The organism is Micromonospora sp. NPDC049139 (genome assembly GCF_055586845.1).
In genome coordinates this window covers 407,034-431,750 of the sequence record NZ_JBVJHK010000003.1, presented here as the reverse complement: position 1 = coordinate 431,750, position 24,717 = coordinate 407,034, and the positions used below count along the sequence as shown (strand labels likewise).

Here is a 24,717-nt window from a genome sequence, read left to right as displayed (position 1 = left end):
CCGGTCACCGGTCTCCCCCGATCCGCAGCTGCGCCACGGCCACCCGCTGCCGGATGCCGAGGGCGATGAACGCGCTGAAGGCGAGTGCCGCCAGCAGCAGGCCGAGCGCGGTCAGGCCGATGGGCAGCCAGGGCACCACGAAGGCGGCCTCCGGCACCGGCCGACCTGCGGACGGCGTGAGGATGACCAGCGGGGCCATGGTCGCGCCGACCGCGGCGCCCAGCAGCAGGCCGACACCGACGCCGATGCCGGCCAGGAAGGTCTGCTCGGCCAGCAGCGCCCGGGCCAGCAGCCGAGGGCTGGCGCCGAGCGTGTGCAGCACGGCGAACTCCCCCAGCCGGTGCCGGGCGGTCGCCCAGACGTCGACGACCAGGCCGACCAGCGCCAGCAGCACCGAGCCGAGCGCGGCGGCGAGCAGCCCGGTGCGGGCCCCCTGCCAGTACGGGTCGCCGGCGGCCCGCTCGGCCACCTCCCGCCGGTCGAGCAGCGTGGTGCCGGCCAGTTCGGCCGCCCCGCGGGCCGCCTCGGCGTGGCCGTCGCCGTCGGTGCCCAGCCACCACTCCGCGACCGGCCGGATGGCGCCCCGGTCCCGGATCAGCCAGTCCGTCGCCGCCGGCAGGTCCAGCAGCACGCCCGCGCCGGCCGTGGACGGCACCTCGTCCAGCTCGCCCACCAGCGTGACCGGCAGCGTCGCGCCGGACAGCACGAGGTCGACCGTGTCGCCGGTGCGCAGACTCAGCGCGTCGCGCACCGCCGGGGTCATCAGCGCGGGTACCGGCCGGTTCTCGGCGGCCGGCACCAGGGCGAAGCGGCTCGGCGGCTGGAACGCGAACCGGCCCCCCGCCAGGTACTCGATCTCCCGCTCGGCGCTCAGGCCGGTGGCCGTGACGTTCGCGCGGACCGGCTTCCCCTGGCCGTCGGCGGCCACCCACCCGCCGGCCAGCGACGTCGGCCGGGCCGCGCCGTCCGCGCCGACCACCCGCAGGTCCGACACCTCCAGGCGGTACGCCCGCCCGCGCGCGTCCCCGCCGTCGACCTCGAAGCCGGACAGCCGCACGGTGCCCGCCCCGTCGGGGACGGCGACGGTGAACGGCACCGGCCGGCCGTCGCTGCCGCTGCTGCCCGCCGGAATCCGGAAGGCCAGCCCGTCCGCCCGGGTCAGCAGCACCCAGAGACCGATCTGGTGCGGCGTGACGGCGTCCCGCACGGGCGTACGAACCGTGCCGGTGAGGGAGCGGGTGCCCGGGGGCAGGTCCATGCCGGCCGGCGCGCCGCGCGCCCGGGTCAGCCGGTCCAGCAGCGCCGGCACCGGCTCGTCGGCCAGTCGCTCGTTGAGCCGCAGCACGCCGGTCGCGCCCGCGGCGTCCAGGCTCACCACCGTCGTCGGCAGGTCGTCGCGGCCGAGGCGGATCTCGTCCCGCCAAGCCGGCAGCACCCCGTCGACGCCGGGCAGCACGCCGACCTGACCGGCCCGGTCGTCGGGCGCCGCGCCGGTGCGCTCGACGACCCGCAGGTCGGCGCCGACGGTGTGCTCGGCCTGGTCGGCCTGCGACCGCTCCCCCGTCGTCACCAGCGACCAGGCCAGGGTGCTGCCGCCGACGGCGAGGGCGAGCAGCAGCACCGGGCCGGCGTGCGGGCGCCGACCGGCCTGCCACATGCCGAACATCGTCGCCGTCCACGGCCGGCGGTCGACGAACCGCTCGGCGAACCGGGTCGCGGGCGGCAGCAGCCGCAGCGCCACGACCGCGCCGGCGAGCACGCCCAGCGTCGGCGCGGCGACCAGCAGCGGGTCGACCCCGAGCCGCCCGCCGGCCCCGGTGACCGGCGAGGAGTACTGGCGCAGCTGCGTCCAGGCCAGCACCGCGAAGCCGACCAGCACCAGGTCGAGGCTGGCCCGTTGGACGGTCGCGGCGCGGGTGGGACGGGACCGGGCCGCCATGTCGGCGACGTACGTGCCGGCTCCCCGCAGCGTCGGGACGACCATCGCGACCAGGCAGCCGGCGGCGGTGGCGGCCGCGGCGGCCCAGACCAGCGTGGTGTTCCCGGGGGAGAGCGCCAGCGGGGCGGCGCCGTCGGTGCCCACGTGCCGCAGCGCCTCGCCGGCGATCAGGGGCCCCAGCACGCCGGCGGGCAGGACGACCAACGCCGCCTCCCGGGCCGCCAGGCCGGCCAGTTGCCGCCGGGCGGCGCCGCGGGCCCGGAGCAGGGCGGTCTGGCCCCGCCGGTCCTCGTGCAGCAGGGCGGCGACCAGCACCAGCGCGTACCCGCCGAGGACCACGATCAGCAGCAGCGGGGTGGCCAGCGAGGAGCGCCCGACCAGGTCGGCCCGGGCGACGCGGTCGAGCAGCCGGTCGATCGCCGTGACGGTCTGGGCCGAGGAGCCCAGCCCGGCCGCCTCGGGCACCTCGGCGACGGCGGCGCTCAGCGCCGCCCGCACGTCGAGCAGCCGGCCGGCGCGGGCCACGGCCGCGAGGTCCGGCTCGACCACCCAGGACGCCGACACCGCGCCCGGGTAGGTCGCGACGAAGTCGGCCCGATCCAGGACGAAGGGCCCGTACGAGGTGCCGGAGTCCGCCGCACTGCCGGCGCCCACCCCGGGGGCCAACAGCCAGTACGGGTCGGCCGCGTCGCGCGGGCGCCACGTCCCGACGAGCACCACCTCGCTGGTCCGCTCGGACCTGCGGTCCAGCATCGGCACCCGGTCGCCGATGGCCATCCCGAGCGCGCCGGCGACCTTCTCCGGCAACGTCACCTGCACGGGGGACGCCCCGGGGGTGGGCCACGCGCCGCTGCTCAGCTCCGCGTGGCGGGGCAGGTCGTCGAGGGTCGCGAGGCTGGCGAAGACCGGGTCGTCGTCCTCCCGGACCACCGGGCCGAGGTCGCCGGTCAGCTCACGGCCACCGCCGTAGCGGGCGGCGTCGACGGTGATCGGCGCACCGCCGAGACCGGCGGCGAAGCCGTCGCGGACCGCCCGGTCGCGGGTGGCGAACTCGGTCGCGTCCCGGCCGGCCGCACCGCTGACCAGGATGCTGCGCTCCTCGAAGGACGCCCCGGTGAGCAGGGCGCGCTGGCCGGCCTCGACGGCTCGGCGGTTGTAGTCGGAGAGGCCGGTGACCAACGCGACCGCCACCAGGGCCGCGACCACCGCCGCGAGCAGCAGCCCGCGCGCCTCGTGGGCCCGCCTCCACACCAGCTTCATCCGATGCCCTCCCCTGGCCCGGTGTCGGGCCGACGATCAGGGAGAGGGGTGACGGTCCGGGAAAGGTTCGCGCCCGTTACTTGATCGTTACCCGATCGGCGGCGGTCCATCGCCGGGGCGCGGGGCGGACGGGATGACGGCGCTGTGCTTCCATCGCCGGATGGAGATCGTTCTCAGGCGATCGCCGCGTACCGGAAGGCGACCGGCGCGGGCCGGTCAGCGGGGGCGGTCGCGGTCCTTGGAGGGCTGCACCCGCTTCGGCTCGCCGGGCATCTTGGGGTGGTCCGGCGGGTACGGCATGTCGCCCTGGCCGGCGGCGTCGTCCCGGTCGGCCCACTCCAGCAGCGGGGTGATGTCCCACGCCGCGTCGTCGATGCCGGCGTGCGGGTCGCCTCGTTCGGCCAGCCGGGCCGGGACGCTGCGCAGGTCGAAGTCGTCCGGGTCGACGTCGGGCAGCTCGTCCCAGGTGACCGGGGTGGAGACGGTGGCCCGGGCGTTGGCCCGCAGCGAGTACGCGCAGGCGATCGTGCGGTCCCGGGCCATCTGGTTGTAGTCGACGAAGACGCGGGTGCCCCGCTGCTCCTTCCACCAGGCGGTGGTGACCAGCTCCGGCCGGCGCCGCTCCAGCTCGCGGGCGAGCGCGATGGTGGCCCGGCGCACCTCGGTGAACGTCCAGCGTGGCGCGATCCGCAGGTAGACGTGCACGCCGCGACCGCCCGAGGTCTTCGGCCAGCCGGGGACGCCCAGCTCGTCGAGGAGCCCCCGCAACTCGACGGCGGCGGCGACCGCGTCGGCGAAGTCGGTGCCCGGCTGCGGGTCGAGGTCGACGCGCAGCTCGTCGGGGCGGTCGACGTCGGCGGCGCGCACCGGCCACGGGTGGAACACGATGGTGCCCATCTGGGCGGCCCAGGCCACGTGGGCCAGGTCGGCCGGGCAGAGCTCGGCGGCGCTGCGACCGCTCGGGAAGCTGATGGTGGCCGTCTCCACCCACGGCGGCACGCCCCGCGCGGGCACCCGCTTCTGGAAGAACGCCTCCCCCTCGACGCCCTCGGGGAAACGCTGCAACGTGGTAGGACGCCCGCGCAGCGCGCGCATGATGCCGTCGCCCACGGCGACGTAGTAGTGGAAGACGTCGGCCTTGGTGAAGCCGCGCTGCGGGAAGATGACCCGCTCCGGACTGGTCAGCCGTACGGTGTGCCCGGCCACCTCGATCTCTTCGGCCGCGGCCTTCGTGCCACCCATTGCGCGACCATATGCCACACCCCCGACGTCCGGCGTACCGTTGGCGGGTGAGTCTTGACGAGAGCGAACTGCCCCGCACCGAGGAAGAGTGGCGGGTCCGGCTCAGCCCCGAGGAGTTCCGGGTGCTGCGGGAGGCCGGCACCGAGCGCCCGTGGACCGGCGAGTACGTCGACACGAAGACGCCGGGGATCTACCGCTGCCGGGCCTGCGGCGCGGAGCTCTTCCCGAGCGACACGAAGTTCGACTCGCACTGCGGGTGGCCCAGCTTCGACGCCGCCATCCCCGGCGCGGTCAAGGAGATCGAGGACCGCAGCCTGGGGATGAGCCGCACCGAGATCCGCTGTGCCCGGTGCGACAGTCACCTCGGTCACGTGTTCCGGGGCGAGGGCTTCACCCCCAGGGACACCCGGCACTGCGTCAACTCGGTCTCCATCCGACTGGAGCCGCGCGCCGACGCCTGAGGGCGGGGGCCGCCGGGTCGGGCGACCCGACCACGAGTCGCCGGGTCGCCGGGTCAGCGCCGGGCCGCCGCCAGCCCGGCCAGGAGCGAGACCTCGGCCGTACGCGAGCGCTCGACGCGTCCGGCGAGGTCGCGCACCCTCGGGTCGCTGCCGACCGCCAGGTGCGCCCGGGCCAGGTCGGCCGCCGCGCCCTGGTGGGCGCCGAGCACGTCGAGCAGGACGCGGTCGACCTCGCCGTCCGGGGCGGCCCGCAGGCGTGCCAGGTCCCCGGCGGCGGTCCCGTGGTCGTGGTCGTGCCGGTGGGCTGTCCCGGCGGGCCCGGCGTCCCGCAGCCAGCCGCGCATCGTGGCGAGCTCGTCGGACTCGGTGACCTCGATGGCGGCGACCAGGGTGCGCAGCTTCCGGTCGGTCACCCGGTCCCGGCCGAGCCGCACCATCTCCAGCGTCTGCTCGGTGTGCGCCGCCATGGTGGTCAGGAAGAGCACGTCCAGCCCGCTCAGCGCGCTCCCGGTGGCCGCAGTCGTTGCGGGCACGGCGGGCGCGGGCGGCGTCGGGGGTGTCCCCGCGCCGCAGCCGGATGCCAGCAGCAGGGCGGCGAGCAGGGCGACCGTGCGCAGCCGTCGCATGGCGCACTCCGATCCGGGGGTGGTGACGGGTGCGGCGGGCGCCGGGGGGCGGGCCGCACCCGTGCGGTCAGACCTGGGTCCAGAGCGCCGGCACGTGGGGCGGTTCCCAGCCGGGGATCGCGGTGTGCGCCTGCCGGCAGCGGTACGTCAGCCCGCCGTAGGTGACCTGGTCGCCGGCCTGGTACGCCCGGCCCGCCGTCCAGCTGCCGCCCGGGGCGGGAGGGGTGGTCGGGGAGGCGGTGGGGGTCGGGGTGGGCGACGGGGCCGGCGGCGTCGGGCTCGGCGTGGGCGACGGGCCGCCGCCCCCGCCGACCTGGAGGTCGACGCAGGAGTAGAACGCGTTGGCGGTGTCCGCGATGTTCCACACGGCGAGCACCTTCTGCCGTCCGGACCAGCCGCTCAGGTCGACGGTGTGCGAGACGGTGGCCTCGGGCTGCCGCCCACCGCCGTCGAAGACCGCCACCCGGTTGCCACCGACGAAGTACTCCCAGTTGCTGGTGGCGTGCCGGGCGGTGTTGGTCCAGGTGAAGGTCACCGAGGAGCCGACCGCGGTGGCGGGCCAGCCCCGGCTGTCGTCGTTCAGGACGGCGAAGTGGGCGATCCCGGCGTGGCAGCTGCGCAGCCCCTTCGGGCCCTCCACGCTCTGCGGCTCGTACTTGATCTGTCCGCAGTCCGGGACCCGGCCCTGGGCGCAGAGGGCCTGGCGGCTCGGCGGTCCCGACACGTAGCCGTGGGCCTGGGCGGGCGCCGCGACGGCCAGGGTGGAGACGACGGCGCCCGTCGCCACGAGCGGGATGGTGATTCTTCGGCGCATGGTGGCAGCTCCTTCGGACTTCGGGCTGGTGAGGTGCCACCCAACATAAATTAAACCTTCTTAACAGTAAAGACTCCTGTCGATAACAACATCAATGACCCTCATTGCGCTCCCCCTCAGAGCAGCAGCAGGCCGCCCCGCTCGTCGATCCGGTCGGCGGAGTCGTCGTCCAGCCACACGCCGCCGCTGGCGAGATAGCGGAAGTGGTACTCGCCCGGGCCGAGCCGCACGGTGACCGTACGGGTGCCGTCGCGGCGCGGGACCAACTCGTGCCGCCCCGGCTCCCAGCCGTTGAAGCAGCCGACCACGCTGACGGCGCCGGGCGGGGTGTCGCGGGGCAGGCTGAACGTGACCCGGGTCTGGTTGCCGAAGAGCTTGTTCCGCTTGATCATGTCGTCGTTCCTCCGGTCGTGCGCGGTCACCCCGTACAACGGCCGACACGCCGGGGGCGACACGCCGCCGAACCCGACCAGCTCGACTGTTTCGACCGCCGGAGCCGCGCCCGTACCGCAGGCTTGGGAAAACGTGTCCTGTTTCGGGGGGTTATGTCGTGGCAACCTGCGAGGTCTGCGGTAACGACTACTGGATGGCGTTCGAGGTGCGAACCGTCAGCGGCGACGTGCACACCTTCGACTGCTTCGAGTGCGCCGTGCACAAGATGGCGCCGATCTGCGAGCACTGCCAGATCAAGATCGTCGGGCACGGGGTGGAGGTGTCCGGCCGGTTCTTCTGCTGCGCGCACTGCGCCCGCGCCGAGGTGGGCGCCCAGGGTGCCGAGATCCGCGACGCGGTGGGCGCCCGCCCCGCCTGACGCGAGTCTCACCGGGGGGCCGTCGCCGACGGGGCGATGCGGCGCGGGGATCGGGCCGGGCGGGACGACGCCCGGGACTGCACGACGATGGCGGCGAGGACGACCAGCCCGCCCGACAGTTGCGCCGGGGTGAGGTCCTGGGCGAGCACGAGCCAGCCCAACGCCGTCGCCACCAGCGGGCTGAGCAGGCCGAGGAAGGTGACGGTGGTAGGTGTGAGGGCGCGGATGCCGCGGAACCAGAGGGCATAGGCGAGAGCGGAGCCGACGAGCGTGAGGTAGCCGTACCCGATCAGGTTCCCGGCCGTCAGCACCGCCGGCGGGGGGCCCTCGACCAGCACGGCGACCGGAAGGAGCAGCAGGCCGCCGGCGGCGAGCTGCCAACCCGTGGTGGCCAGCAGCGGCGCGGGCGACGACCACCGCTTGCTGAGCACCACGCCGCCGGCCATCACGACCGCGCCGCCGAGCGCGGCGGCGACGCCGACGCCGTCGAGGCGCGCGTCCGCCCGCAGCACCAGCAGCCCGACCCCGGCCACCCCCGCGGCGCCGGCGAGGACGGTACGCGGGGTCAGCCGGTCGCCGAGCACGCCGGCGGAGAGCGCGGCGACCAGGAGCGGCTGCACCGCGCCGACGGTCGCGGCGACCCCGCCCGGAAGCCGGTACGCGGCGACGAACAACAGCGCGAAGAAGAAGCCGATGTTCAGGGCGCCGAGCACCGCCGCCCGCCACCACCACGCGCCCCTGGGCAGTTGCCGGGTGACCGCGACCAGGAGGAGACCGGCGGGCAGGGCACGCACCACCGCGGCCAGCAGCGGGCGCTGCGGGGGCAGCAGCTCGGTGGTGACGAGATAGGTGGTCCCCCAGATCGCCGGGGCCAGCGCGGTCACGCCGAGGACGAGCGTTCGGTTCTTTAGCACTGAGATAATTTATCTGAGCGCTAAGGTAAGTGGCGCGGCGTCCGCCGTGAACTACCTCACCACTAAGGCACCGCTGCTAGGGTGATCGGATGGCCGATCACGTCGACCGGGTGCTGGCGCAGTGGGCCGCCCAACGACCGGATCTGGACGCCTCCCCGATGGGGGTGTTCGGTCGCCTATCCCGGCTAACCCGGCTCGCCGGGGCGGAACTGCACCGCACGTTCAGCGCACACGGCCTCGACTCCGCGTCCTTCGACGTGCTCGCCACCCTGCGCCGCAGCGACCCGCCCCACCGGCTGACCCCGACCCAGCTGATGCACTCGTCGATGGTCACCTCCGGCGCCGTCACCCAGCGGCTCGACCGGCTCGAGGCGCGCAACCTGGTGACCCGCACCCGCAGCGACACCGACGGCCGCGCGGTGCAGGTCGGCCTCACCGACGAGGGACTGGCGCTCATCGACCGGGTCCTGCCCGACCACGTCGCCACCGAGCACCGGCTGCTCGCCGCGCTCACCCCGGCGCAGCGCGACACCCTCGCGGACACCCTGCGGACCCTGCTGGAGTCACTCGGCGACACGCGCAGCCCGTGAGTCGACCTACCATCGCGGCATGCCGCAGCAGAACCTTCCGATCCGGGTCGCCTCGTTCGCCGACCTGGACGCCCTCACCTTCCACGACCTGCTCCGGCTCCGGATCGACGTGTTCGTGGTCGAGCAGGCGTGCCCGTACCCGGAACTCGACGGGCGGGACGTCGAGCCCGGCACCCGGCACCTGTGGCTCGACGACGACGGCGCGCCGGCAGCGTACCTGCGGATCCTCGCCGACCCGGGCGGCGTCGCGCGGATCGGGCGGGTGGTGGTCACGCCGCGGGCGCGCGGCGGCGGGCACGCCGGCCGGCTGATGGCGGCGGCACTGGAGGTGGTCGGCGACCGCCCGTGCGTGCTGGAGGCCCAGTCCCACCTGGTCGACTTCTACGCCCGGCACGGCTTCGCCGTCAGCGGCCCCGGCTACGTCGAGGACGGCATCCCGCACACCCCGATGCGCCGGGAAGGCACTGACCAACGCAAGTAGATGCGGCATCCTCCGGCAGAGCGAGGCGCCGGGCCGTCCGGTGGACCAGCCCCCTCGGGTCACTGTCGAGCTGCCCCACCGGTGAGACCAGCGCCGGAAAGGCCGCCGCCCCACCCGGCGGGGCAGCTCGACAGCGCCGTGCGGGTCGGTCTCGGGCCCTACGTCAGACGAGGCCGTTGACGATGTCGGCGACCGAGCGGCGGCGGCCGGTGTAGAACGGGATCTCCTCCCGCACGTGCCGGCGGGCGCCGGCGGCTCGCAGGTCGCGCATCAGGTCGACGATCCGGTGCAGCTCGTCGGCCTCGAACGCCAGCATCCACTCGTAGTCGCCGAGCGCGAACGAGGCGACCGTGTTGGCCCGCACGTCGGGGTAGCCACGGGCCAACTTGCCGTGCTCCGCGAGCAGCTCGCGCCGCTCGGCATCCGGCAGCAGGTACCACTCGTAGGAGCGGACGAACGGGTAGACGCACACGTACGAGCGGGCCTCCTCGCCGGCGAGGAACGCCGGGATGTGGCTCTTGTTGAACTCCGCCGGCCTGTGCAGGGCCATCTGGGACCAGACCGGGGTGAGCGCCCGCCCCAGGGTGGTGCGACGGAACCGCAGGTACGCGTCCTGGAGGGCGTCGCTGGAGGCGGCGTGCCACCAGATCAGCAGGTCCGCGTCGGCGCGCAGGCCCGAGACGTCGTACGTGCCGCGGACGACCACGTCCTTGCCGGCCAGCTCCTCGAAGAGGGTCTCGACCTCGCCGGTGACGTTCTCGCGCAGCGACGGAAGTGGGCTGCTGGCCCGGTACACCGACCACATGGTGTAGCGGATGCTGGCGTTGAGCTCCCGCAGCCGGGCCGCGTTGGTCTGCTCGGTCATGTCCCCGATCCTCCCAGTGCTGTGATGATCTCTTCGGCCGCCGTCTCACCGGAGCGGACGCAGACCGGGATGCCGACGCCGTCGTACCCGGCGCCGGCTAGGACGAGCGTCGGGTGCTGCGCCCGCAGGACCGCCCGCGCGGCGGCCACCCGGTCGGCATGACCCGGGGTGTACTGCGGCAGCGACCCGCCCCAGCGCTGCACGTGCCCGGCGACCGGGGTGGGCAGCGGCACGCCGAGCACCGCCGACAGCTCCCGGTGCACGGTGGCGACCAGGTCCTCGTCGGTGCGCTGCACCTGCCGCTCCTCGCCGTACCGGCCGACGGAGGCGCGGACCAGCGCCAGCCCGTCCGCCCGGCGCAGGTGCCCCCACTTCGTGGTGAAGAAGGTCGACGCCTTGATCAGCAGCCCCTCGGTGTTGGGCACCAGGAAGCCGGACAGCTCGGGCAGCTCCGGCTCGGGCAGCGCAAGGGTGACCAGCGCGACGCTGGCGTAGTCCAGTTCACCGACGCGCTCGGCCGCCGCGGGCGCCGGAGCGCCGAGCAGCCGCGCCGCCGGCCGGGCCGGCACGGCCAGCACCACGGCGTCGACGTCGACCAGCTCCGGGTCGCGGGTCGGGCCGACGGTCAGCCGCCACCCCGCCCCGGTCGGGGTCAGCTCGCGCACGGCCGCGTCCCGCCGGATCGTCGCCCCGCTCGCCGCCGCCGCGGCCTGGACCAGCGTGCTGAGCCCACCGGCCAGGGTGCCGAAGACCGGCGTACCCGGCGACCGGGGAGCGGCGGCCTGCGCGGCACGCACCGCCCCCACCAGGGTGTGCTCCACCCGGGCGGCCCGGGCCAGCGCCGGCATGGTGGTCACCAGGGAGAGGTCGTCGGCCCGGCCGGCGTAGACGCCGCCGAGCATCGGGTCGACCAGCCGGTCGGCCACCTCGTCGCCGAACCGGGCCCGGACCAGCGCGCCGACCGAGACGTCGTCGTCCGCGCCGAGCAGCGGCCGGCCGGCGTCGACATCGGCGTCCGCCGTCGGGCGCGCGACCGTGGTCACCCGCTCCAGATCCCCCGGTACGCCCACCAGCGTGCCGCCCGGGATCGGGCGCAGCGCGCCGTCGACCACCAGCGCGGCCTGCCCGACGGTGGGGTGCACGATCCGTTCGCCCAGGCCGAGCCGGCGGACCAGGGCCACGGCGGCGGACTCGCCCCCGGCCGGGTCGCGCATCAGGAACGACTCCGCCCCGAACTCCACCGCCGAGCCGGCCAGCTCGCCGGTGCGCAGCTTGCCGCCGAGCGCGCCGGACTGCTCGTACACGGTGATCTCGGTGTCGGCGGGGGCGCGGTCGCGCAACCGGACCGCGGCGGCCAGCCCGGCGATCCCGCCGCCGACCACCGCCACCCGCCATGGTGCCCGCATGCCGCTCAGCCCCGGTCCGCCGGCTGGGCGGACAGCTCGTGCACCAGGGCCACCACCCGGGTCAGCACGTCGGGGTCGGTCTCCGGCAGCACGCCGTGCCCCAGGTTGAACACGTGCCCGGGCGCGGCCCTGCCCTGCTCCAGGATCCGCCGCACCTCGCCCTCGACGACCGGCCACGGCGCGAGCAGCACGCACGGGTCGAGGTTGCCCTGCACGGCCTTGTCCGGGCCGATCCGGCGGATCGCCACGTCCAGCGGCGTACGCCAGTCGACGCCGACCACGTCGGTGCCGGCCTCGCCCATCGCGCCGAGCAGCTCGCCGGTGCCCACCCCGAAGTGGATCCGGGGCACGCCCGCGTCGGCCAGCCCCGCGAGCACCGCGGCGGAGTGCGGCAGCACGAAGCGACGGTAGTCGGCCTCGGACAACGCGCCGGCCCACGAGTCGAAGAGCTGCACCGCGGAGACCCCGGCGGCCACCTGGACCCGCAGGAACTCCAGCGTCACCTCGGCCAGCCGGCGGCAGAGCGCGTGCCACAGCTCCGGCTGGCCGTACATGAGGGCCTTGGTCTTCGCGTGGGTGCGCGACGGGCCGCCCTCGACCAGGTAGCTGGCCAGGGTGAACGGCGCGCCGGCGAAGCCGATCAGCGGGGTGTCGCCCAGCTCGGCGACGAGCAGCCGGACCGCCTCGTCCACGTAGGAGACGTCGTCGCGGGTGATCGGCCGGATCCGTTCCACGTCGGGCAGGGTGCGCACCGGCTCGGCCACCACGGGGCCGGTGCCGGGCACGATGTCCAGGTCCACCCCGGCGGCGGCGACCGGCACGACGATGTCGCTGAACAGGATCGCGGCGTCCACCCCGTGCCGGCGTACCGGCTGGAGGGTGATCTCGGTGACCAACTCGGGGCGGCGGCAGGACTCCAGCATCGCCACGTTGGCCCGGATCTCGCGGTACTCCGGCAGCGACCGGCCGGCCTGCCGCATGAACCAGACCGGGGTGTGCGGGACGGGCCGACGCCGGCAGGCCCGGACGAAGGGCGAGTCGGCCGGTCCGCCGGAGCGGGTGTCTTCGTCTCGGGCGTCGTCGCCCGTCGTGGTGGTGGTCATCGCGGCCATCGTGCCACGCGGCACGCTCGCGGCAGCGGGCAGCGCCGCCTTTTGTGACCCCCGTCAGCCCGCCCGGACGGAGGCGCCTCCGGCGGGGCTTCCCCGGCCCGCCGGGCCGTCGCACGCAGGCCGCGGGAGGGCCGCCTCCCGGCGTGCCGTTTCCGGCGGCGGCGGGTTGCCGGGCATAGGCTGCCGGCATGGCCCCCCCGATCGCGCTCCCGGAGACCTTCGCCCGCGCGGTCGCCGGGCTGCGGTCCGCGGCACCCCGGTCGGAAATCGTGCTGGAGGAGGTCGGCGCGCCGCAGCGCCTCGCCCCGTACGCCTTCGCGCTCTCCGCCACCGTCGTGCGCGACGGCGACGAGGTGGCCTCCGGGCGGCTCATCCTGCTGCACGACCCGGCCGGGCACGAGGCCTGGCGGGGCACCCTGCGGCTGGTCACCTACGTGACGGCGGAGCTGGAGGTCGACCTGGCCGCCGACCCGCTGCTGCCCGGGGTGGGCTGGACGTGGCTGACCGACGCCCTGGACGCGCAGGACGCCGGTCACACCGCGATCGGCGGCACGATCACCCAGACCATGTCGACCCGGTTCGGCGACCTGGCCGGGCCCCCCGCGGCCGGCGACATCGAGATCCGCGCCTCCTGGACGCCGGTCGACGACGACCTCGCCCCGCATCTGCTCGCCTGGTGCGCGCTGCTGGCCTCGACCGCCGGGCTGCCCCCGCCCGGGGTGACCGCGCTGCCGGAGCGTCGCCCCGCCGGCGCGGCCTGACCCCGCGACGGGTCACCTCACAGATACTTCTCGGCCTCGTTGCAGATCTTGTCCATGCCCTGGACGGCCTTGTCGTAGGCCGCCTTGTTGCCGGCCGCCGCCGCGCCGAGCGCGGTGGTGAGCTTGTCGAGGCAGTTGGCGATGACCTTCTTCTGCCGTGCCTGCTCGTCCCGGTCGTTGCGGGTGCCGGTGAGGTCCTGCTCGGTGTCGTCCAGCTTGTCCTTCACCGACTGGAGGTCGGCCTTGAGCTTCTCGATCTCCTTGCCGTTGGCCGCGATGGTGCCGTCGCGCTGGCTGACCTCGCTGGCCATCTTCTTCTCGGTGCGGTCCAGCTCGCTGCTCGTGCTGACGAACAGGCCGGTCATCACCCCGCCCAGGACGAAGAGCAGCCCGGCCACCACGGCCAGGACCAGCACCTTACGGCTCTTGCCGGCACCCGACGCGGGGGCGCCGAAGGGCGGGGCGGCCCCGGGCGGGCCGGACATCGGCTGCCCGTACGCCGGCCCGGACGCGGGGGGCACGGACATCGGCTGCCCGAAGGCGGGCGGGACGGAGACCTGGCCGGCCTGGGGCGCGGCAGCCGGCGTGCCGGCCGGGGCGTAGCCGGACCCGGCGGGCGGCGCGGACTGCGGATAACCGGAGGACCCGGCGGGCGGCGCGGACTGCGGATAACCGGAGGACCCGGCGGGCTGGGTGCCGTACTGCTGCGGCACGGCCTGCTCGGGGGTGTGCTGGCGGGGGGTGCCGTAGGTGGTGCCGTGCGGGACGCCGCCCGACGGCGGCTGACCGGGCGCGGCCGGCGGCTGCGGCGGGTACGGCGGGTAGCCGCCCGGCCCGGTCGGTGGCTGGGACATGTCGTTCTTCCTCCACGTGAGCTGGTCCGGCGGCATGGTCCTCCGGACCGGGTGGGTACGGGTCGGGTGCTGACCGGGTCAGCAGATCTTGAAACCGTCGCAGGCGACCTTGATCGGCACGGCGAGGCCGATCCCCTCGGCGTCGCGGGCCTTGGCGGTGGCGATGCCGACCACCTGCTTGCTGCCGTTGATCACCGGGCCGCCGGAGTTACCGGGGTTGATCGGGGCGTCGAACTGGACGACGGGACCCTGGCCGCCGCCCGCCTCGCGGAAGGCGCTCACCACGCCGGTGGTGACGCTGTCCTCCAGGCCGAGCGGCGCGCCGACGACGACGATCTGCTGCCCGGACTTCACGGCGGCCGGCGCGGCGACCAGGCCGGTGAACTTGCCGGTGGTCCGCAGGTGGGCGACGTCGTTCGCCTCGTCGACCCGGACGATGGTCGCCGGGAAGCGCTGGTCGGTGCGTTCCAGGAAGACCTCCCGCTCGCCGGCCTCCCAGACCGACTCCACCACGTGGTAGTTCGTGAACAGGTTGGTGCCCCCGCCGGCGGCCGGCTTGCCGATGGCGAACGCCGTGCCGGTGGAGTTTCCGGCCCGGACCCGGAACACGCTGGGCAGCACCGCGCTGGCGACGGCCTCCGGGTTGAACGCGGCGCCCGCCTGCTTCTCCAGCGCCTCGGCCCGGCTCTCCAGCCCGTCGAGCCGGGTCCCGTCGGCCGCCTGCGCCGCGTCCAGCCGGCGGTCGGTGTCGCCGAGCCGGTCCGAGAGCCGGTGGATCTGGTACGCCTGCACGCCCGTCACCACGGCCAGCAGGCCGGCGAGCACGAGCGCGGTGACGGTCAGCCAGCGGCCCCGGGAGGCCGGCGCGGCGCCCGCCTGGACGGGACCGGCGGGGTACGGCTGGGCCGGCCCGGCGGCCGGCGGCTGGCCGGGCACGGGCGGCTGCCCGGGGGCACCCGGGGACGCCTGGCCGGCGGCGGGAGGCCAGCCGGTGCCCGGGGCGACTCCGGCGGACGTCGGGCCGCCGGGGGCTGTCGGGGTGGCGGACGGCGCGCCCCCCTGCCCCCAGCCGGCGGGGGCGACCGGGGCGGCGCCCCACTGGCCCTGTTGCTGCGGCGGTGACCAGGTCGTCCGCGGCGGCGCGGCGGGGGCCTGTCCCGGGACGTTCTGCGGGTACGCCGGCGCGGGCGGCTCGATCCGGGGCGGCAGCGGCCCCGGCCGGTAGCTCCCGTCGCCCGGCCCCGCCGGACCCGTGTCCGCCGACCCGTAGCCAGCAGTCATGATCGCCTTGCCCTCCCCGTAGCCGCCCCGCGGTGTCCCGGGGCCTGATGATGCCGTACCGGCGCAAACGGCTCGATGGACCGTACCTGCGCGAAAGGGGTTTGTCTTCCCCGATGTCCGGCCGGGGGGAGGCTCCGGCCGACCGTCCGATCGACACGCACCGGACCGGCTGCACCCGTCGGATCGCGTCGCGCACTAGGGTTGTCAGGTGACCGACGAACCACCCCTGCGCCGTCGGGCCGCCGAAAGCCGTACGGGAAACGAAGCGCACCACCCGCCGTCGGCCCGGCCGGAGCCGGAGGACGCGGGTACCGAACCGAACGCCGACGGGCCCGTTCCGCTGACCGCCCCGCGCGAGGGCACACCCCAGCCGGCGGCCACGCCGGACGAGCTCGCCGAGGTCGTGGCCCGCTTCGCCGCCGGCACCGGCCCGGTCGCCCTGGACGCCGAGCGGGCCTCGGGCTACCGCTACAGCCAGCGGGCATACCTGGTGCAGCTGCGCCGGGCCGGCTCCGGCACGGCGTTGATCGACCCGCTGCCGCTGCCCGACCTCACCGCCCTCGACGAGGTGATCGGCGAGGCCGAGTGGGTCCTCCACGCGGCCAGCCAGGACCTGCCCTGCCTGGCCGAGGTGGGGCTGCGCCCGCGCCGGCTCTTCGACACCGAACTGGCCGCCCGGCTGGCCGGGTTCGAGCGGGTCGGCCTGGCCGCGCTGACCGAGCAGCTACTCGGCTACAGCCTGGAGAAGCACCACTCGGCAGCCGACTGGTCGAGCCGCCCCCTCCCGGAGTCCTGGCTCACCTACGCGGCGCTGGACGTGGAGATGCTGGTCGACCTGCGCGACGCGCTCGACGAGGAGCTGACCCGGCAGGGCAAGTCCGCCTGGGCGGCGGAGGAGTTCGCCGCGCTGGTGCGCACCGGCGCCCGGCCGCCCCGGGTCCGCGCCGAGCCGTGGCGCCGCACCTCCGGCATCCACCGGGTGCGCGGGGCGCGCGCGCAGGCGCGCGTGCGCTCCCTCTGGTACGCCCGGGACCAGATCGCGGCCCGACGGGACGCCGCCCCGGGGCGGGTGCTGCCGGACTCGGCCATCGTCGCGGCGGCCGAGCTGGACCCGAAGGACGAGAAGACCCTGCTCACCCTGCCCGGATTCGGCGGCCGCTCGGTGCGGCGGCTGGCCCGCACCTGGCTGGCGGCGCTGGACGACGCCCGGCAACTGCCGGAGGACGCGCTGCCGGTCGCCCCGACGGTCGAGGGTCCCCCGCCGCCGCACCGCTGGGCCGAGCGGGACCCGGTGGCGGCGGCCCGACTGGCCCGGTGCCGGGAGGTGGTGGTCCGGATCGCCGGGGCCCACCGCCTGCCCCCGGAGAACCTGATCGCCCCCGACTCGATCCGCCGCCTGGCCTGGGTCCCTCCCGAGGAGGTCACCGAGGAGACCGTGGCGGAGACGCTGCGCGGCTTCAACGCCCGCGAGTGGCAGATCAACCTCCTCCTCCCCGACCTAACCGAGGCCCTAACCGACCCACCCCCACCCACCTGACCCCCACCCCCACCCCGCCCCACCCGCCCCCGCCCGCTACGGGTCCACGCGTTGATCATGAAGTTGTTGTCGCCGCCCCCGGCGTGTCGAACAACAACTTCATGATCAACGCGGCGCACCGGGTGGGGGTGGGGTGGGGGGTGGGGACCGGGGGTGGGGGTGGTGTGGGGTTGGCCACATGGGGGTGGGTGCCGGCGGTGGTTACTGGCGAGTAGCATCCGGGGGAACACGCCCGTGCCGGCGACCTTCATTCGGTCCGTCGTGCCGCCTGTCGGCGCGGAGGCCGAGTCATGGTCGAAAAGGAGGCTCCAGTGCCCCGTGAAGTCCGGGATGTCGTCTTCGTCGACGGCGTCCGCACCCCCTTCGGCAAGGCGGGTGGCATGTACGCCAACACCCGCGCCGACGACCTGGTGATCCGCTGCATCCGCGAACTGCTGCGCCGCAACCCGCAGCTGCCGCCGGAGCGGGTCGAGGAGGTCGCCATCGCCGCCACCACCCAGATCGGCGACCAGGGCCTGACCATCGGCCGCACGGCCGCCCTGCTGGCCGGCCTGCCCAAGACCGTCCCCGGTTTCGCGATCGACCGGATGTGTGCCGGCGCGATGACCGCGGTGACCACCGTCGCCAGCGGCATCGCCATGGGCGCGTACGACGTCGCCATCGCCGGGGGCGTCGAGCACATGGGCCGTCACCCGATGGGCGAGGGCGTCGACCCCAACCCGCGGATCGTCGCCGAGAAGCTGGTCGACCCGTCCGCGCTGGTCATGGGCGCGACCGCGGAGAACCTGCACGACCGCGTCCCGCACGTCACCAAGGAGCGCGCCGACGCCTTCGCGCTCGCCTCGCAGCAGAAGACCGCGAAGGCGTACGCCAACGGCAAGCTCCAGGACGACCTGGTGCCGATGGCGATCCGCGACGCCGACGGCGGCTGGGGCCTGGCCACGGTGGACGAGGCGCCCCGGGACACCTCGCTGGAGAAGCTGGCCACCCTGAAGACCCCGTTCCGCCCGCACGGCAAGGTCACCGCGGGCAACGCGGCCGGCCTGAACGACGGCGCCACCGCCAGCCTGCTCGCCTCCGAGGACGTCGCCCGCGAGTTGGGCCTGCCGGTCGCCATGCGGCTGGTCTCGTTCGGCTTCGTCGGCGTCGAGCCCGAGGTGATGGGCGTCGGCCCGATCCCGTCGACCGAGAAGGCGCTACGCCTCGCCGGCCTGACCATCGACGACATCGGCCTGTTCGAGCTGAACGAGGCGTTCGCCGTGCAGGTGCTCGCCTTCCTCGACCACTTCGGCATCGCCGACGGCGACCCCCGGGTCAACCCGTGGGGCGGCGCGATCGCCATCGGTCACCCGCTCGCCTCCTCGGGCGTACGGCTGATGACGCAGCTCGCCCGACAGTTCGCCGAGCACCCGGAGGTCCGCTACGGCCTCACCGCCATGTGCATCGGCATCGGCATGGGCGGCACCGTGATCTGGGAGAACCCGCACTGGGAGGCTGGAGACAAGTGAGCGCGAGGAACGAGCCGGGCCTGCGAGTCCCGCAGTCGCGAACGAAGGAGACGCAGTGAGCCTCGCCGCACCGAACGAGGTCGTCACCAAGGCGCTGCTGCGCCAGGTGAACGTACCGGGGCTGGACCGGCCGGCCGCCCTGATCACCCTGGACAACGGCTTCGACCACACCAAGCCGAACAGCTTCGGCCCGGGTGGCCTGACCAGCCTGGACGAGGCGATCACCGCCGCCGTGGCGGCGAACCCGGCGTTCATCGCGGTCACCGGCAAGCCGTACGTCTTCTGCGTGGGCGCGGACCTCACCAGCCTCCCGCAGCTCGCCGACCGCGAGCAGGCCCTGGAGATCGGCCGGCTCGGCCACCGGGTCTTCGCCCGGCTCCGGGACAGTGAGATCCCGACCTTCGCCTTCGTCAACGGCGCGGCGATGGGCGGCGGCCTGGAGCTGGCCCTGCACTGCCACTACCGGACGCTCTCCGGCGGCGCCGCGGCGCTGGCCCTGCCCGAGGTCTCCCTCGGCCTGGTCCCCGGCTGGGGCGGCACCCAGCTGCTGCCGAACCTGATCGGCATCCCGGCGGCGACCCAGGTGGTCATCCAGAACCCGCTGATGCAGAACAAGATGCTCAAGCCGAAGCAGGCCGCCGAGATGGGCATCGCGGACGTGCTGCTGGAGCCGGCGGACTTCCTGGAGCGGTCCCTGGAGTGGGCCGCCGGCGTGGTCCGCGGCGAGGTCACCGTGACCCGTCCCGAGGTCGACAAGGACATGTGGGCGGGCGTGCTCTACTTCGCCCGGTCGACCCTGGACCAGCGGCTGCACGGCGCGGTCCCGGCCGCGTACAAGGCGCTAGACCTGCTGGAGACGGCGAAGGACGCCGACTTCGCGACCGGCACCGCCGCCGAGGACGAGGCCCTGGCGGACCTGGTCTTCTCGGAGGAGCTGCGCAGCGGCCTGTACGCCTTCGACCTGGTGCAGCGGCGGGCCAAGCGGCCGGCCGGCGCGCCGGACAAGGGCCTGGCCCGCCCGGTCACCAAGGTGGGCATCGTCGGCGCCGGCCTGATGGCCAGCCAGCTCGCCCTGCTCTTCGCCCGCCGCCTCCAGGTGCCGGTCGTGCTGACCGACCTGGACCAGGCCCGGGTCGACAAGGGCGTCGGCTACGTGCACACCCAGATCGAGAAGGCCGTCAGCAAGGGCCGGATGGACAAGGGCACCGCCGCCAAGCTGTACGGCCTGGTCAGCGGCTCGGTCGACAAGGGCGTCTTCGCGGACGCCGACTTCGTCATCGAGGCGGTCTTCGAAGACCTGAACGTCAAGAAGCAGGTCTGGGCCGAGCTGGAGAAGATCGTCAAGCCGGAGGCCGTGCTGGCGACGAACACCTCGTCGCTGTCGGTCACCGCGATGGCGGCCGAGCTGGAGCACCCGGAGCGGGTGGTCGGCTTCCACTTCTTCAACCCGGTCGCCATGATGCCGCTGCTGGAGATCGTCCGGGGCGAGCGGACGGACGACGCCACCCTCGCCACCGCCTTCGCGGTCGGCAAGCAGCTCAAGAAGTCCTCGGTGCTGGTGAAGGACGCGCCGGCGTTCGTGGTCAACCGGCTGCTCACCCGCTTCCTGGGCACCGTCTTCGCGGCCGTCGACGCCGGCACCCCGCTGGACGTGGCGAACAGCGCGCTGGACCCGCTGGGCCTGCCGATGCGCCCGCTCGCCCTGCTCCAGCTCGTCGGGCCGGCCGTCGCGTACCACGTGGGCGGTACCCTGCACGCCGCGTTCCCGGACCGGTTCGGGGTCAGCGAGAACCTCAAGCGGATCGCCGACTCCGGTCAGCCGATCGTCGTCGACGACCAGGTCAACGACGAGGTGGCGAAGCTGCTGGTGGTCGGCGACCAGCCGCTCACCGCCGAGCAGGTGCGCCAGAACGCGCTCGACGCGCTGGCCCAGGAGATCCGGCTCATGCTCGACGAGGGCGTCGTCGCCGAGGCGCAGGACATCGACCTGTGCATGGTCCTCGGTGCCGGCTGGCCGTTCCACCTGGGCGGCGTCACGCCGTACCTGGACCGGACCGGCACCTCGGAGCAGGTGACGGGCCAGCGGTTCCTGCCGCGCGGGGTCGCCAGCCTGCCCGCCTGAGTCCACCCCGCTCCCCCGCGTTCGCGGTGGTCGCCCCGTCCGGCTTGGATGGTGGCGGCCACCGCGATCGTCGTTGCGGCCCGCCCGGTCGGGAAGGGGATAGCGGGACGCAGTTGTGGCTGGCTACCATCACGCGTTCGCAACGTCGCCTGGAGCTGATCCATGTCCTCACCGCCGGTCGATCCCTGGTCCGGGCAGCACGAGCACGACACCCACTACGACTTCCACCCGCCGCAGCCGGACAGCTACCCCGTGCCACCGGCGGAGGGCTGGCCGCCGTCGGGCGGGCAGCCGCCGCACCACGGCGGCTGGTCCGCCGCGCCGGCCTCCGGCTCCCCCGCGGCCCCGTACCCCACCCAGCCGTACGGCGGATATCCCGTCACGCCGCAGGAGGGCTTCCCACCCGCCCCGTACGCCGGCTACCCGCCGCAGTACGCCGGCGCGCCCCAGCCGGTTGGCGGGCCCGCGCGGTCGCACCTCAACCTGGTCCTGACCCTGGGCATCGTCGGGCTGCTGGTGCTCTGCCTCGGCGGGGGCGCCGTGGGCTACGTCGCCCTCTCCGACAACGACACCCCGGTCGTGAGCCCGACGCCGACGGCGACGGCGACCCCGGCGTCGAGCGCCACGCCGAGCGCCGCGCCGTCGTCGGAGGCCACCCCGTCCCCGGAGACCAGTTCCACCCCCCGGATCCGGGTCGTCACGCCGGAGACCCTCGCGGGCCGCCCGCAGAGCACCGAGCCGACGCTGAAGAAGTTGGCCGACGACATGGTGCGGGAACTGAAGTCCTCGGTGCCCCAGGCGACGGGCGTGGCCGGCGCCTTCTACGGCAGCGCCGACGAGCGCGACATGGTCATGGTGGTCGCGGCCTCCACCTTCGTGCTCAACCCCGAGCGTGAACTCGACGACGCGGTCAAGGGGATCTCCAAGGAGCTGGCGGTCAAGAGGCTGACCAGCATCGCCCCGGGCCCGAACGGCGGCGAGGCCAGGTGCGGCGACGGCGAGTCCGCCGACGTGCCGCTGGGCGTCTGCGCGTGGGCCGACCACGGCAGCGTCGGGATCATCGTGATGTTCTTCTCGTCCTCGGCCGCCGCGGCGGCGGAGTTCGTCGAGATCCGCGGCCAGATCGAGCAGAAGTACTGACCCGAGCAGGCAGGGGCCCGTCACCACCGGTGACGGGCCCTGTCGCGTCAGCCCGCCGTGGCCGCCCGCTCGGCGGCGCTGCGCAGCACGCAGAACTCGTTGCCCTCCGGGTCGGCGAGCACCACCCAGCCCGAACCGTCCGGGCGGATGTTGTCGGAGACGTGGGTGGCGCCGATGGCCAACAGCCGCGCGACCTCCTCGTCCCGGGTCCGGTCCGCGGGCTCCAGGTCGAGGTGCAGGCGGTTCTTCACCGTCTTGCCCTCGGGCACGGCCAGGAAGAGCACCTCCGGGCCCCCCGGGGGCAGCAGCATGGCCTCCGGGTCACCGGGGAAGTCGTCCGGCTGCCGGGGGCAGTCGAAGACCTGCGCCCAGAAGCCGGCCAGGGCATACGTGTCGCGGCAGTCGATGCCGATGTTGTGGATGGTCGCGCTCACTGGTTTTCCTCCTCGGTGGACGCACCCGCCCGCTCCGCCGCCCCGCGCAGGACGCAGAACTCGTTGCCCTCCGGGTCGGCGAGCACCACCCAGCCCGTACCGTCGGCGCGCCGCTGGTCGTCCACCAGGACCGCGCCGAGCCCGAGCACCCGCTCGACCTCCTGGTCGCGGGTCCGACCGGCCGGTTGCAGGCAGACGTGCACCCGGTTCTTGACCGTCTTGACCTCGGGCACCTGCTGGAAGAACACGCTCGGGGTGGTGTCGCCGCCCGGTGGCAGCAGGACCGCCTCCGGGTCGCCCGGTGCGTCGTCGGCGTGCCGGGCGTAGCCGAGCACCGCCGACCAGAAGCCGGACAGGGCGTAGGTGTCGTGACAATCGAAACTGATGTTGTGGATCCGTGGATACACGGGTTCCTCCGCTACGGATGGAGGCGCCCCGCGTGCGTGAGGGTCAGCCGGCGAGACGGGGCGCGGAGATCATGACGGTGAACATTCGACGCACCCCCCTCCGGATGTCGGGCTGACGCCATGATCCTTCCATCGGGCCGGCCCGACCCGCAACCCCCGGTGCCGCGTCACCGCCCGGCGGCCGGTTCCTCGGCGGTCACCGCCGGGGCGGCCTCCGCCGCCGGCAGGGTCACCGTGACCTCCAGCCCGCCGCCGGGCTGGGCGATCACCCTGACCGTGCCGCCGTGCGCGTCGCAGACCGCCCGGACGATGGAGAGCCCGAGGCCCGAGCCGCGCGCGCCGGTGCGCTCCCGGCCGCCGCGCCGAAACGGCTCGAACAGGCCCGGCACGTCGGCCTGGTCCACCTCGAAGCCAGTGTTGCCCACCACCAGCCAGGACCGGCACCCGTCCGAGCCCGTACGCACCCAGAGCCGGCCGTGCAGGTGGTTGTAACGCACCGCATTCTCGATCAGGTTGCCGGCCAACCGGTCCAGCAGCCCCGGATCGCCGACCACCGGCGCGGACTCCAGCGACGTCTGCACCCGCAACCCGATCCGCTCCACCTCCCGGCGTACGGCCGACAGGGCGTTGGCGGTGCCGGCGGCGAGGTCGCACTCGGTGCGGCGGCCGAGCCGGCGGCCCGCCTGGGCCTCGCTGCGGGCCAGCACCAGCAGGGCGTCGACCAGCCCGTTGGCCCGCTCGGAGGCGTCCCGCACGACGGTGGCCATCCGGCGGTACTCGGCGGCGTCCGCCTCGTCGTCGCTGAGCGTCACGTCGATCTCGGTACGCATCACGGCGAGGGGGGTGCGCAGCTCGTGCGAGGCGTTGGCGACGAAGCGCTTCTGCGCCTCGAACGCGGCGGCGATCCGGTCCAGCATCGCGTCGAACGTCTTCGCCAGCTCGGCCACCTCGTCGTCGGCGCCGGAGTAGCCGATCCGCTGGTCCAGGGTGGTTTCGCCGAGCCGCCGGGCGGTGGCGGTGACCTGGTGCAGCGGGCGCAGCGCCCGCCCGGCCACCGCGTACGCCCCGGCCACTCCGACGACGCTGATCGCCAGCAGCGCCACCAGGCCCTTGACCAGCAGCTCCATGCTGGCGGCGTCGACCAGTTGCCGCTGCCACTGCGCGGCGTCCAGCGACCGCCCGTCGGCCAGCACCACGGTCGTGCCGGGGAGCAACTCGTCGGTCGGGCGCAGCGCGTCGCGGACCAGCAGCCAGGCCAGCAGCACCAGGATCGCCCCGGCGCCGACCAGCAGCACGCCGTTGAGCAGGGTCAGCCGCAGCCGCAGGGTGGGCCGCAGGCGCCTCCGCACGGCCGGGTCCTTCGGTTTGGACCGCAGGGCTCGCAGAACCGGCTCACTCCTCGCGCTCACCGTGCCACCTCCGCCGTGCGGTAGCCGGCGCCGACCACCGTCTCGATCAGCGGGGGGTCGCCCAGCTTCTTGCGCAGCGTCATCACGGTGACCCGGACGATGGTGGTGAACGGGTCGGTGTTGGCGTCCCAGACCCGCTCCAGCAGCTCCTCGCTGGAGACCACCGCGCCGCGCGCCTTGAGCAGCTCGCAGAGCACGCCGAACTCCTTGTTGGTCAGGTCGACCGGCTGCCCGCCCCGGGTGGCGACCCGGCGGGCCGGGTCGAGCACCAGATCGGCGAGTTCCAGCACCGGCGGCGCGGCCGGGGTGGCCCGCCGGCCGAGCGCCTGCACCCGGGCGACCAACTCGTCGAAGGCGAACGGCTTGGGCAGGTAGTCGTCGGCGCCGAGCTGCAACCCCTCGACGCGGTCGGCGACGGTGCCGCTGGCGGTCAGCATCAACACGCGGGTGAGCGCGCCGGAGGCCGCCAGGTCCGCGCAGATCTGGTCGCCGTGCACGCCGGGCAGGTCCCGGTCCAGCACCACCACGTCGTAGCGGGTGACGAACGCCATCTCGTGGCCGCTGTCACCGTCGTAGGCGACGTCCACCGCCATGCCCCGCTTGCGCAGCCCCCGCACGATCGCGTCGGCGAGGTTGCGCTCGTCCTCGACCACCAGTACCCGCATCCCGGCCTCCTCGCGCCCTGACCACCCGACAACCTAGTGCGGGCCGCCAACCCGGGCCGCACCCGCCGTCCGGGCCGG

The 24,717-nt window shown here is 74.7% G+C and carries 24 protein-coding genes; 9 read left to right on the top strand and 15 right to left on the bottom strand.

All coding sequences use genetic code 11. The annotated features are described in order from the left end of the window. Window positions 1–4 precede the first annotated feature (4 nt). Both ACZ6Q9_RS08775 and ligD read right to left on the bottom strand, forming a co-directional pair. The gene (locus ACZ6Q9_RS08775) at window positions 5–3,199 is read right to left on the bottom strand and encodes an FtsX-like permease family protein (RefSeq protein WP_396828100.1); all 3,195 of its coding nucleotides are present in this window, start codon (window positions 3,197–3,199) and stop codon (window positions 5–7) included. 216 nt (window positions 3,200–3,415) lie between these two features. Further along, the gene (ligD, locus tag ACZ6Q9_RS08770) at window positions 3,416–4,441 is read right to left on the bottom strand and encodes a non-homologous end-joining DNA ligase (protein WP_393265271.1); all 1,026 of its coding nucleotides are present in this window, start codon (window positions 4,439–4,441) and stop codon (window positions 3,416–3,418) included. 47 nt (window positions 4,442–4,488) lie between these two features. Here ligD and msrB point away from each other — a divergent pair, with 47 nt between their 5' ends. After that, window positions 4,489–4,902, top strand: a complete 414-nt coding sequence (gene msrB / locus ACZ6Q9_RS08765; protein ID WP_393265274.1) for a peptide-methionine (R)-S-oxide reductase MsrB — start codon at window positions 4,489–4,491, stop codon at window positions 4,900–4,902. 53 nt (window positions 4,903–4,955) lie between these two features. On the opposite strand, the gene ACZ6Q9_RS08760 is transcribed toward msrB, so the two are convergent. From ACZ6Q9_RS08760 to ACZ6Q9_RS08750, 3 genes are all read right to left on the bottom strand, one after another. Next, entirely contained in the window at window positions 4,956–5,528 is a 573-nt protein-coding gene (locus tag ACZ6Q9_RS08760) for a DUF305 domain-containing protein (RefSeq protein WP_396828103.1), read from the bottom strand. Window positions 5,529–5,595: 67 nt separating this feature from the next. Further along, window positions 5,596–6,342 (bottom strand): lytic polysaccharide monooxygenase, encoded by a 747-nt coding sequence (locus ACZ6Q9_RS08755; protein ID WP_393265278.1) that lies wholly within the window; start codon window positions 6,340–6,342, stop codon window positions 5,596–5,598. Between the two features lie 116 nt (window positions 6,343–6,458). Next, a complete protein-coding gene (locus tag ACZ6Q9_RS08750; protein WP_393265281.1) occupies window positions 6,459–6,734 on the bottom strand; it encodes an isoamylase early set domain-containing protein in 276 nt (91 codons plus the stop codon). Window positions 6,735–6,892: 158 nt separating this feature from the next. Between ACZ6Q9_RS08750 and ACZ6Q9_RS08745 the strand changes: the two genes are divergently transcribed. Further along, on the top strand, window positions 6,893–7,153 hold the full coding sequence (locus tag ACZ6Q9_RS08745; RefSeq protein WP_393265283.1) for a Prokaryotic metallothionein: 261 nt from the start codon (window positions 6,893–6,895) through the stop codon (window positions 7,151–7,153). Between the two features lie 8 nt (window positions 7,154–7,161). On the opposite strand, the gene ACZ6Q9_RS08740 is transcribed toward ACZ6Q9_RS08745, so the two are convergent. Further along, complete coding sequence (locus ACZ6Q9_RS08740) at window positions 7,162–8,067, bottom strand: EamA family transporter (protein ID WP_393452046.1); 906 nt, start codon at window positions 8,065–8,067, stop codon at window positions 7,162–7,164. Between the two features lie 89 nt (window positions 8,068–8,156). On the opposite strand from ACZ6Q9_RS08740, the gene ACZ6Q9_RS08735 reads away from it, so the two are divergent. Together ACZ6Q9_RS08735 and ACZ6Q9_RS08730 are read left to right on the top strand one after the other, a co-directional pair. Beyond that, window positions 8,157–8,657: a MarR family winged helix-turn-helix transcriptional regulator gene (locus ACZ6Q9_RS08735; protein WP_396828106.1), complete on the top strand. Its 501-nt coding sequence runs from the start codon at window positions 8,157–8,159 to the stop codon at window positions 8,655–8,657. Window positions 8,658–8,676: 19 nt separating this feature from the next. Further along, window positions 8,677–9,138 (top strand): GNAT family N-acetyltransferase, encoded by a 462-nt coding sequence (locus ACZ6Q9_RS08730; RefSeq protein WP_396828108.1) that lies wholly within the window; start codon window positions 8,677–8,679, stop codon window positions 9,136–9,138. Window positions 9,139–9,301: 163 nt separating this feature from the next. On the opposite strand, the gene hemQ is transcribed toward ACZ6Q9_RS08730, so the two are convergent. The 3 genes from hemQ to hemE are packed head-to-tail and all read right to left on the bottom strand — an operon-like array spanning window position 9,302 to window position 12,512. Continuing rightward, window positions 9,302–10,003: a hydrogen peroxide-dependent heme synthase gene (gene hemQ, locus ACZ6Q9_RS08725; RefSeq protein WP_357696520.1), complete on the bottom strand. Its 702-nt coding sequence runs from the start codon at window positions 10,001–10,003 to the stop codon at window positions 9,302–9,304. Further along, complete coding sequence (gene hemG / locus ACZ6Q9_RS08720) at window positions 10,000–11,409, bottom strand: protoporphyrinogen oxidase (RefSeq protein ID WP_396828111.1); 1,410 nt, start codon at window positions 11,407–11,409, stop codon at window positions 10,000–10,002. Before hemG ends, hemQ begins: the two co-directional genes overlap by 4 nt. 5 nt (window positions 11,410–11,414) lie before the next feature. Next, window positions 11,415–12,512 (bottom strand): uroporphyrinogen decarboxylase, encoded by a 1,098-nt coding sequence (gene hemE, locus ACZ6Q9_RS08715; protein WP_393452037.1) that lies wholly within the window; start codon window positions 12,510–12,512, stop codon window positions 11,415–11,417. 197 nt (window positions 12,513–12,709) lie between these two features. Between hemE and ACZ6Q9_RS08710 the strand changes: the two genes are divergently transcribed. Further along, a complete protein-coding gene (locus ACZ6Q9_RS08710) occupies window positions 12,710–13,282 on the top strand; it encodes a DUF3000 domain-containing protein (RefSeq protein WP_357696526.1) in 573 nt (190 codons plus the stop codon). 17 nt (window positions 13,283–13,299) lie between these two features. Here ACZ6Q9_RS08710 and ACZ6Q9_RS08705 read toward each other — a convergent pair whose 3' ends face one another. After that, window positions 13,300–14,136: a hypothetical protein gene (locus ACZ6Q9_RS08705; RefSeq protein WP_396828113.1), complete on the bottom strand. Its 837-nt coding sequence runs from the start codon at window positions 14,134–14,136 to the stop codon at window positions 13,300–13,302. 78 nt (window positions 14,137–14,214) lie between these two features. Continuing rightward, window positions 14,215–15,417 carry a S1C family serine protease gene (locus ACZ6Q9_RS08700; RefSeq protein ID WP_396828115.1) on the bottom strand — a complete coding sequence of 401 codons (1,203 nt, stop codon included), beginning with the start codon at window positions 15,415–15,417 and terminating at the stop codon, window positions 14,215–14,217. Between the two features lie 208 nt (window positions 15,418–15,625). Here ACZ6Q9_RS08700 and ACZ6Q9_RS08695 point away from each other — a divergent pair, with 208 nt between their 5' ends. From ACZ6Q9_RS08695 to ACZ6Q9_RS08680, 4 genes are all read left to right on the top strand, one after another. Next, entirely contained in the window at window positions 15,626–16,954 is a 1,329-nt protein-coding gene (locus ACZ6Q9_RS08695; RefSeq protein WP_393452029.1) for a ribonuclease D, read from the top strand. Between the two features lie 311 nt (window positions 16,955–17,265). After that, entirely contained in the window at window positions 17,266–18,462 is a 1,197-nt protein-coding gene (locus ACZ6Q9_RS08690; RefSeq protein ID WP_396828117.1) for a thiolase family protein, read from the top strand. A 55-nt stretch (window positions 18,463–18,517) separates the two neighbouring features. Continuing rightward, on the top strand, window positions 18,518–20,584 hold the full coding sequence (locus ACZ6Q9_RS08685) for a 3-hydroxyacyl-CoA dehydrogenase NAD-binding domain-containing protein (protein WP_393452026.1): 2,067 nt from the start codon (window positions 18,518–18,520) through the stop codon (window positions 20,582–20,584). A 162-nt stretch (window positions 20,585–20,746) separates the two neighbouring features. Further along, window positions 20,747–21,724 carry a hypothetical protein gene (locus ACZ6Q9_RS08680; protein ID WP_393452023.1) on the top strand — a complete coding sequence of 326 codons (978 nt, stop codon included), beginning with the start codon at window positions 20,747–20,749 and terminating at the stop codon, window positions 21,722–21,724. Window positions 21,725–21,771: 47 nt separating this feature from the next. Here ACZ6Q9_RS08680 and ACZ6Q9_RS08675 read toward each other — a convergent pair whose 3' ends face one another. The 4 genes from ACZ6Q9_RS08675 to ACZ6Q9_RS08660 all read right to left on the bottom strand — a co-directional run bounded on the left by ACZ6Q9_RS08675 (window position 21,772) and on the right by ACZ6Q9_RS08660 (window position 24,639). Further along, on the bottom strand, window positions 21,772–22,158 hold the full coding sequence (locus ACZ6Q9_RS08675) for a VOC family protein (RefSeq protein ID WP_393265314.1): 387 nt from the start codon (window positions 22,156–22,158) through the stop codon (window positions 21,772–21,774). Beyond that, complete coding sequence (locus tag ACZ6Q9_RS08670) at window positions 22,155–22,565, bottom strand: VOC family protein (RefSeq protein WP_393452020.1); 411 nt, start codon at window positions 22,563–22,565, stop codon at window positions 22,155–22,157. The genes ACZ6Q9_RS08675 and ACZ6Q9_RS08670 overlap by 4 nt, the downstream gene beginning before the upstream one ends. A 167-nt stretch (window positions 22,566–22,732) precedes the next feature. Further along, a complete protein-coding gene (locus ACZ6Q9_RS08665; RefSeq protein ID WP_396828121.1) occupies window positions 22,733–23,914 on the bottom strand; it encodes a sensor histidine kinase in 1,182 nt (393 codons plus the stop codon). Between the two features lie 56 nt (window positions 23,915–23,970). Further along, window positions 23,971–24,639 (bottom strand): response regulator transcription factor, encoded by a 669-nt coding sequence (locus ACZ6Q9_RS08660; RefSeq protein ID WP_350711019.1) that lies wholly within the window; start codon window positions 24,637–24,639, stop codon window positions 23,971–23,973. Window positions 24,640–24,717 lie beyond the last annotated feature (78 nt).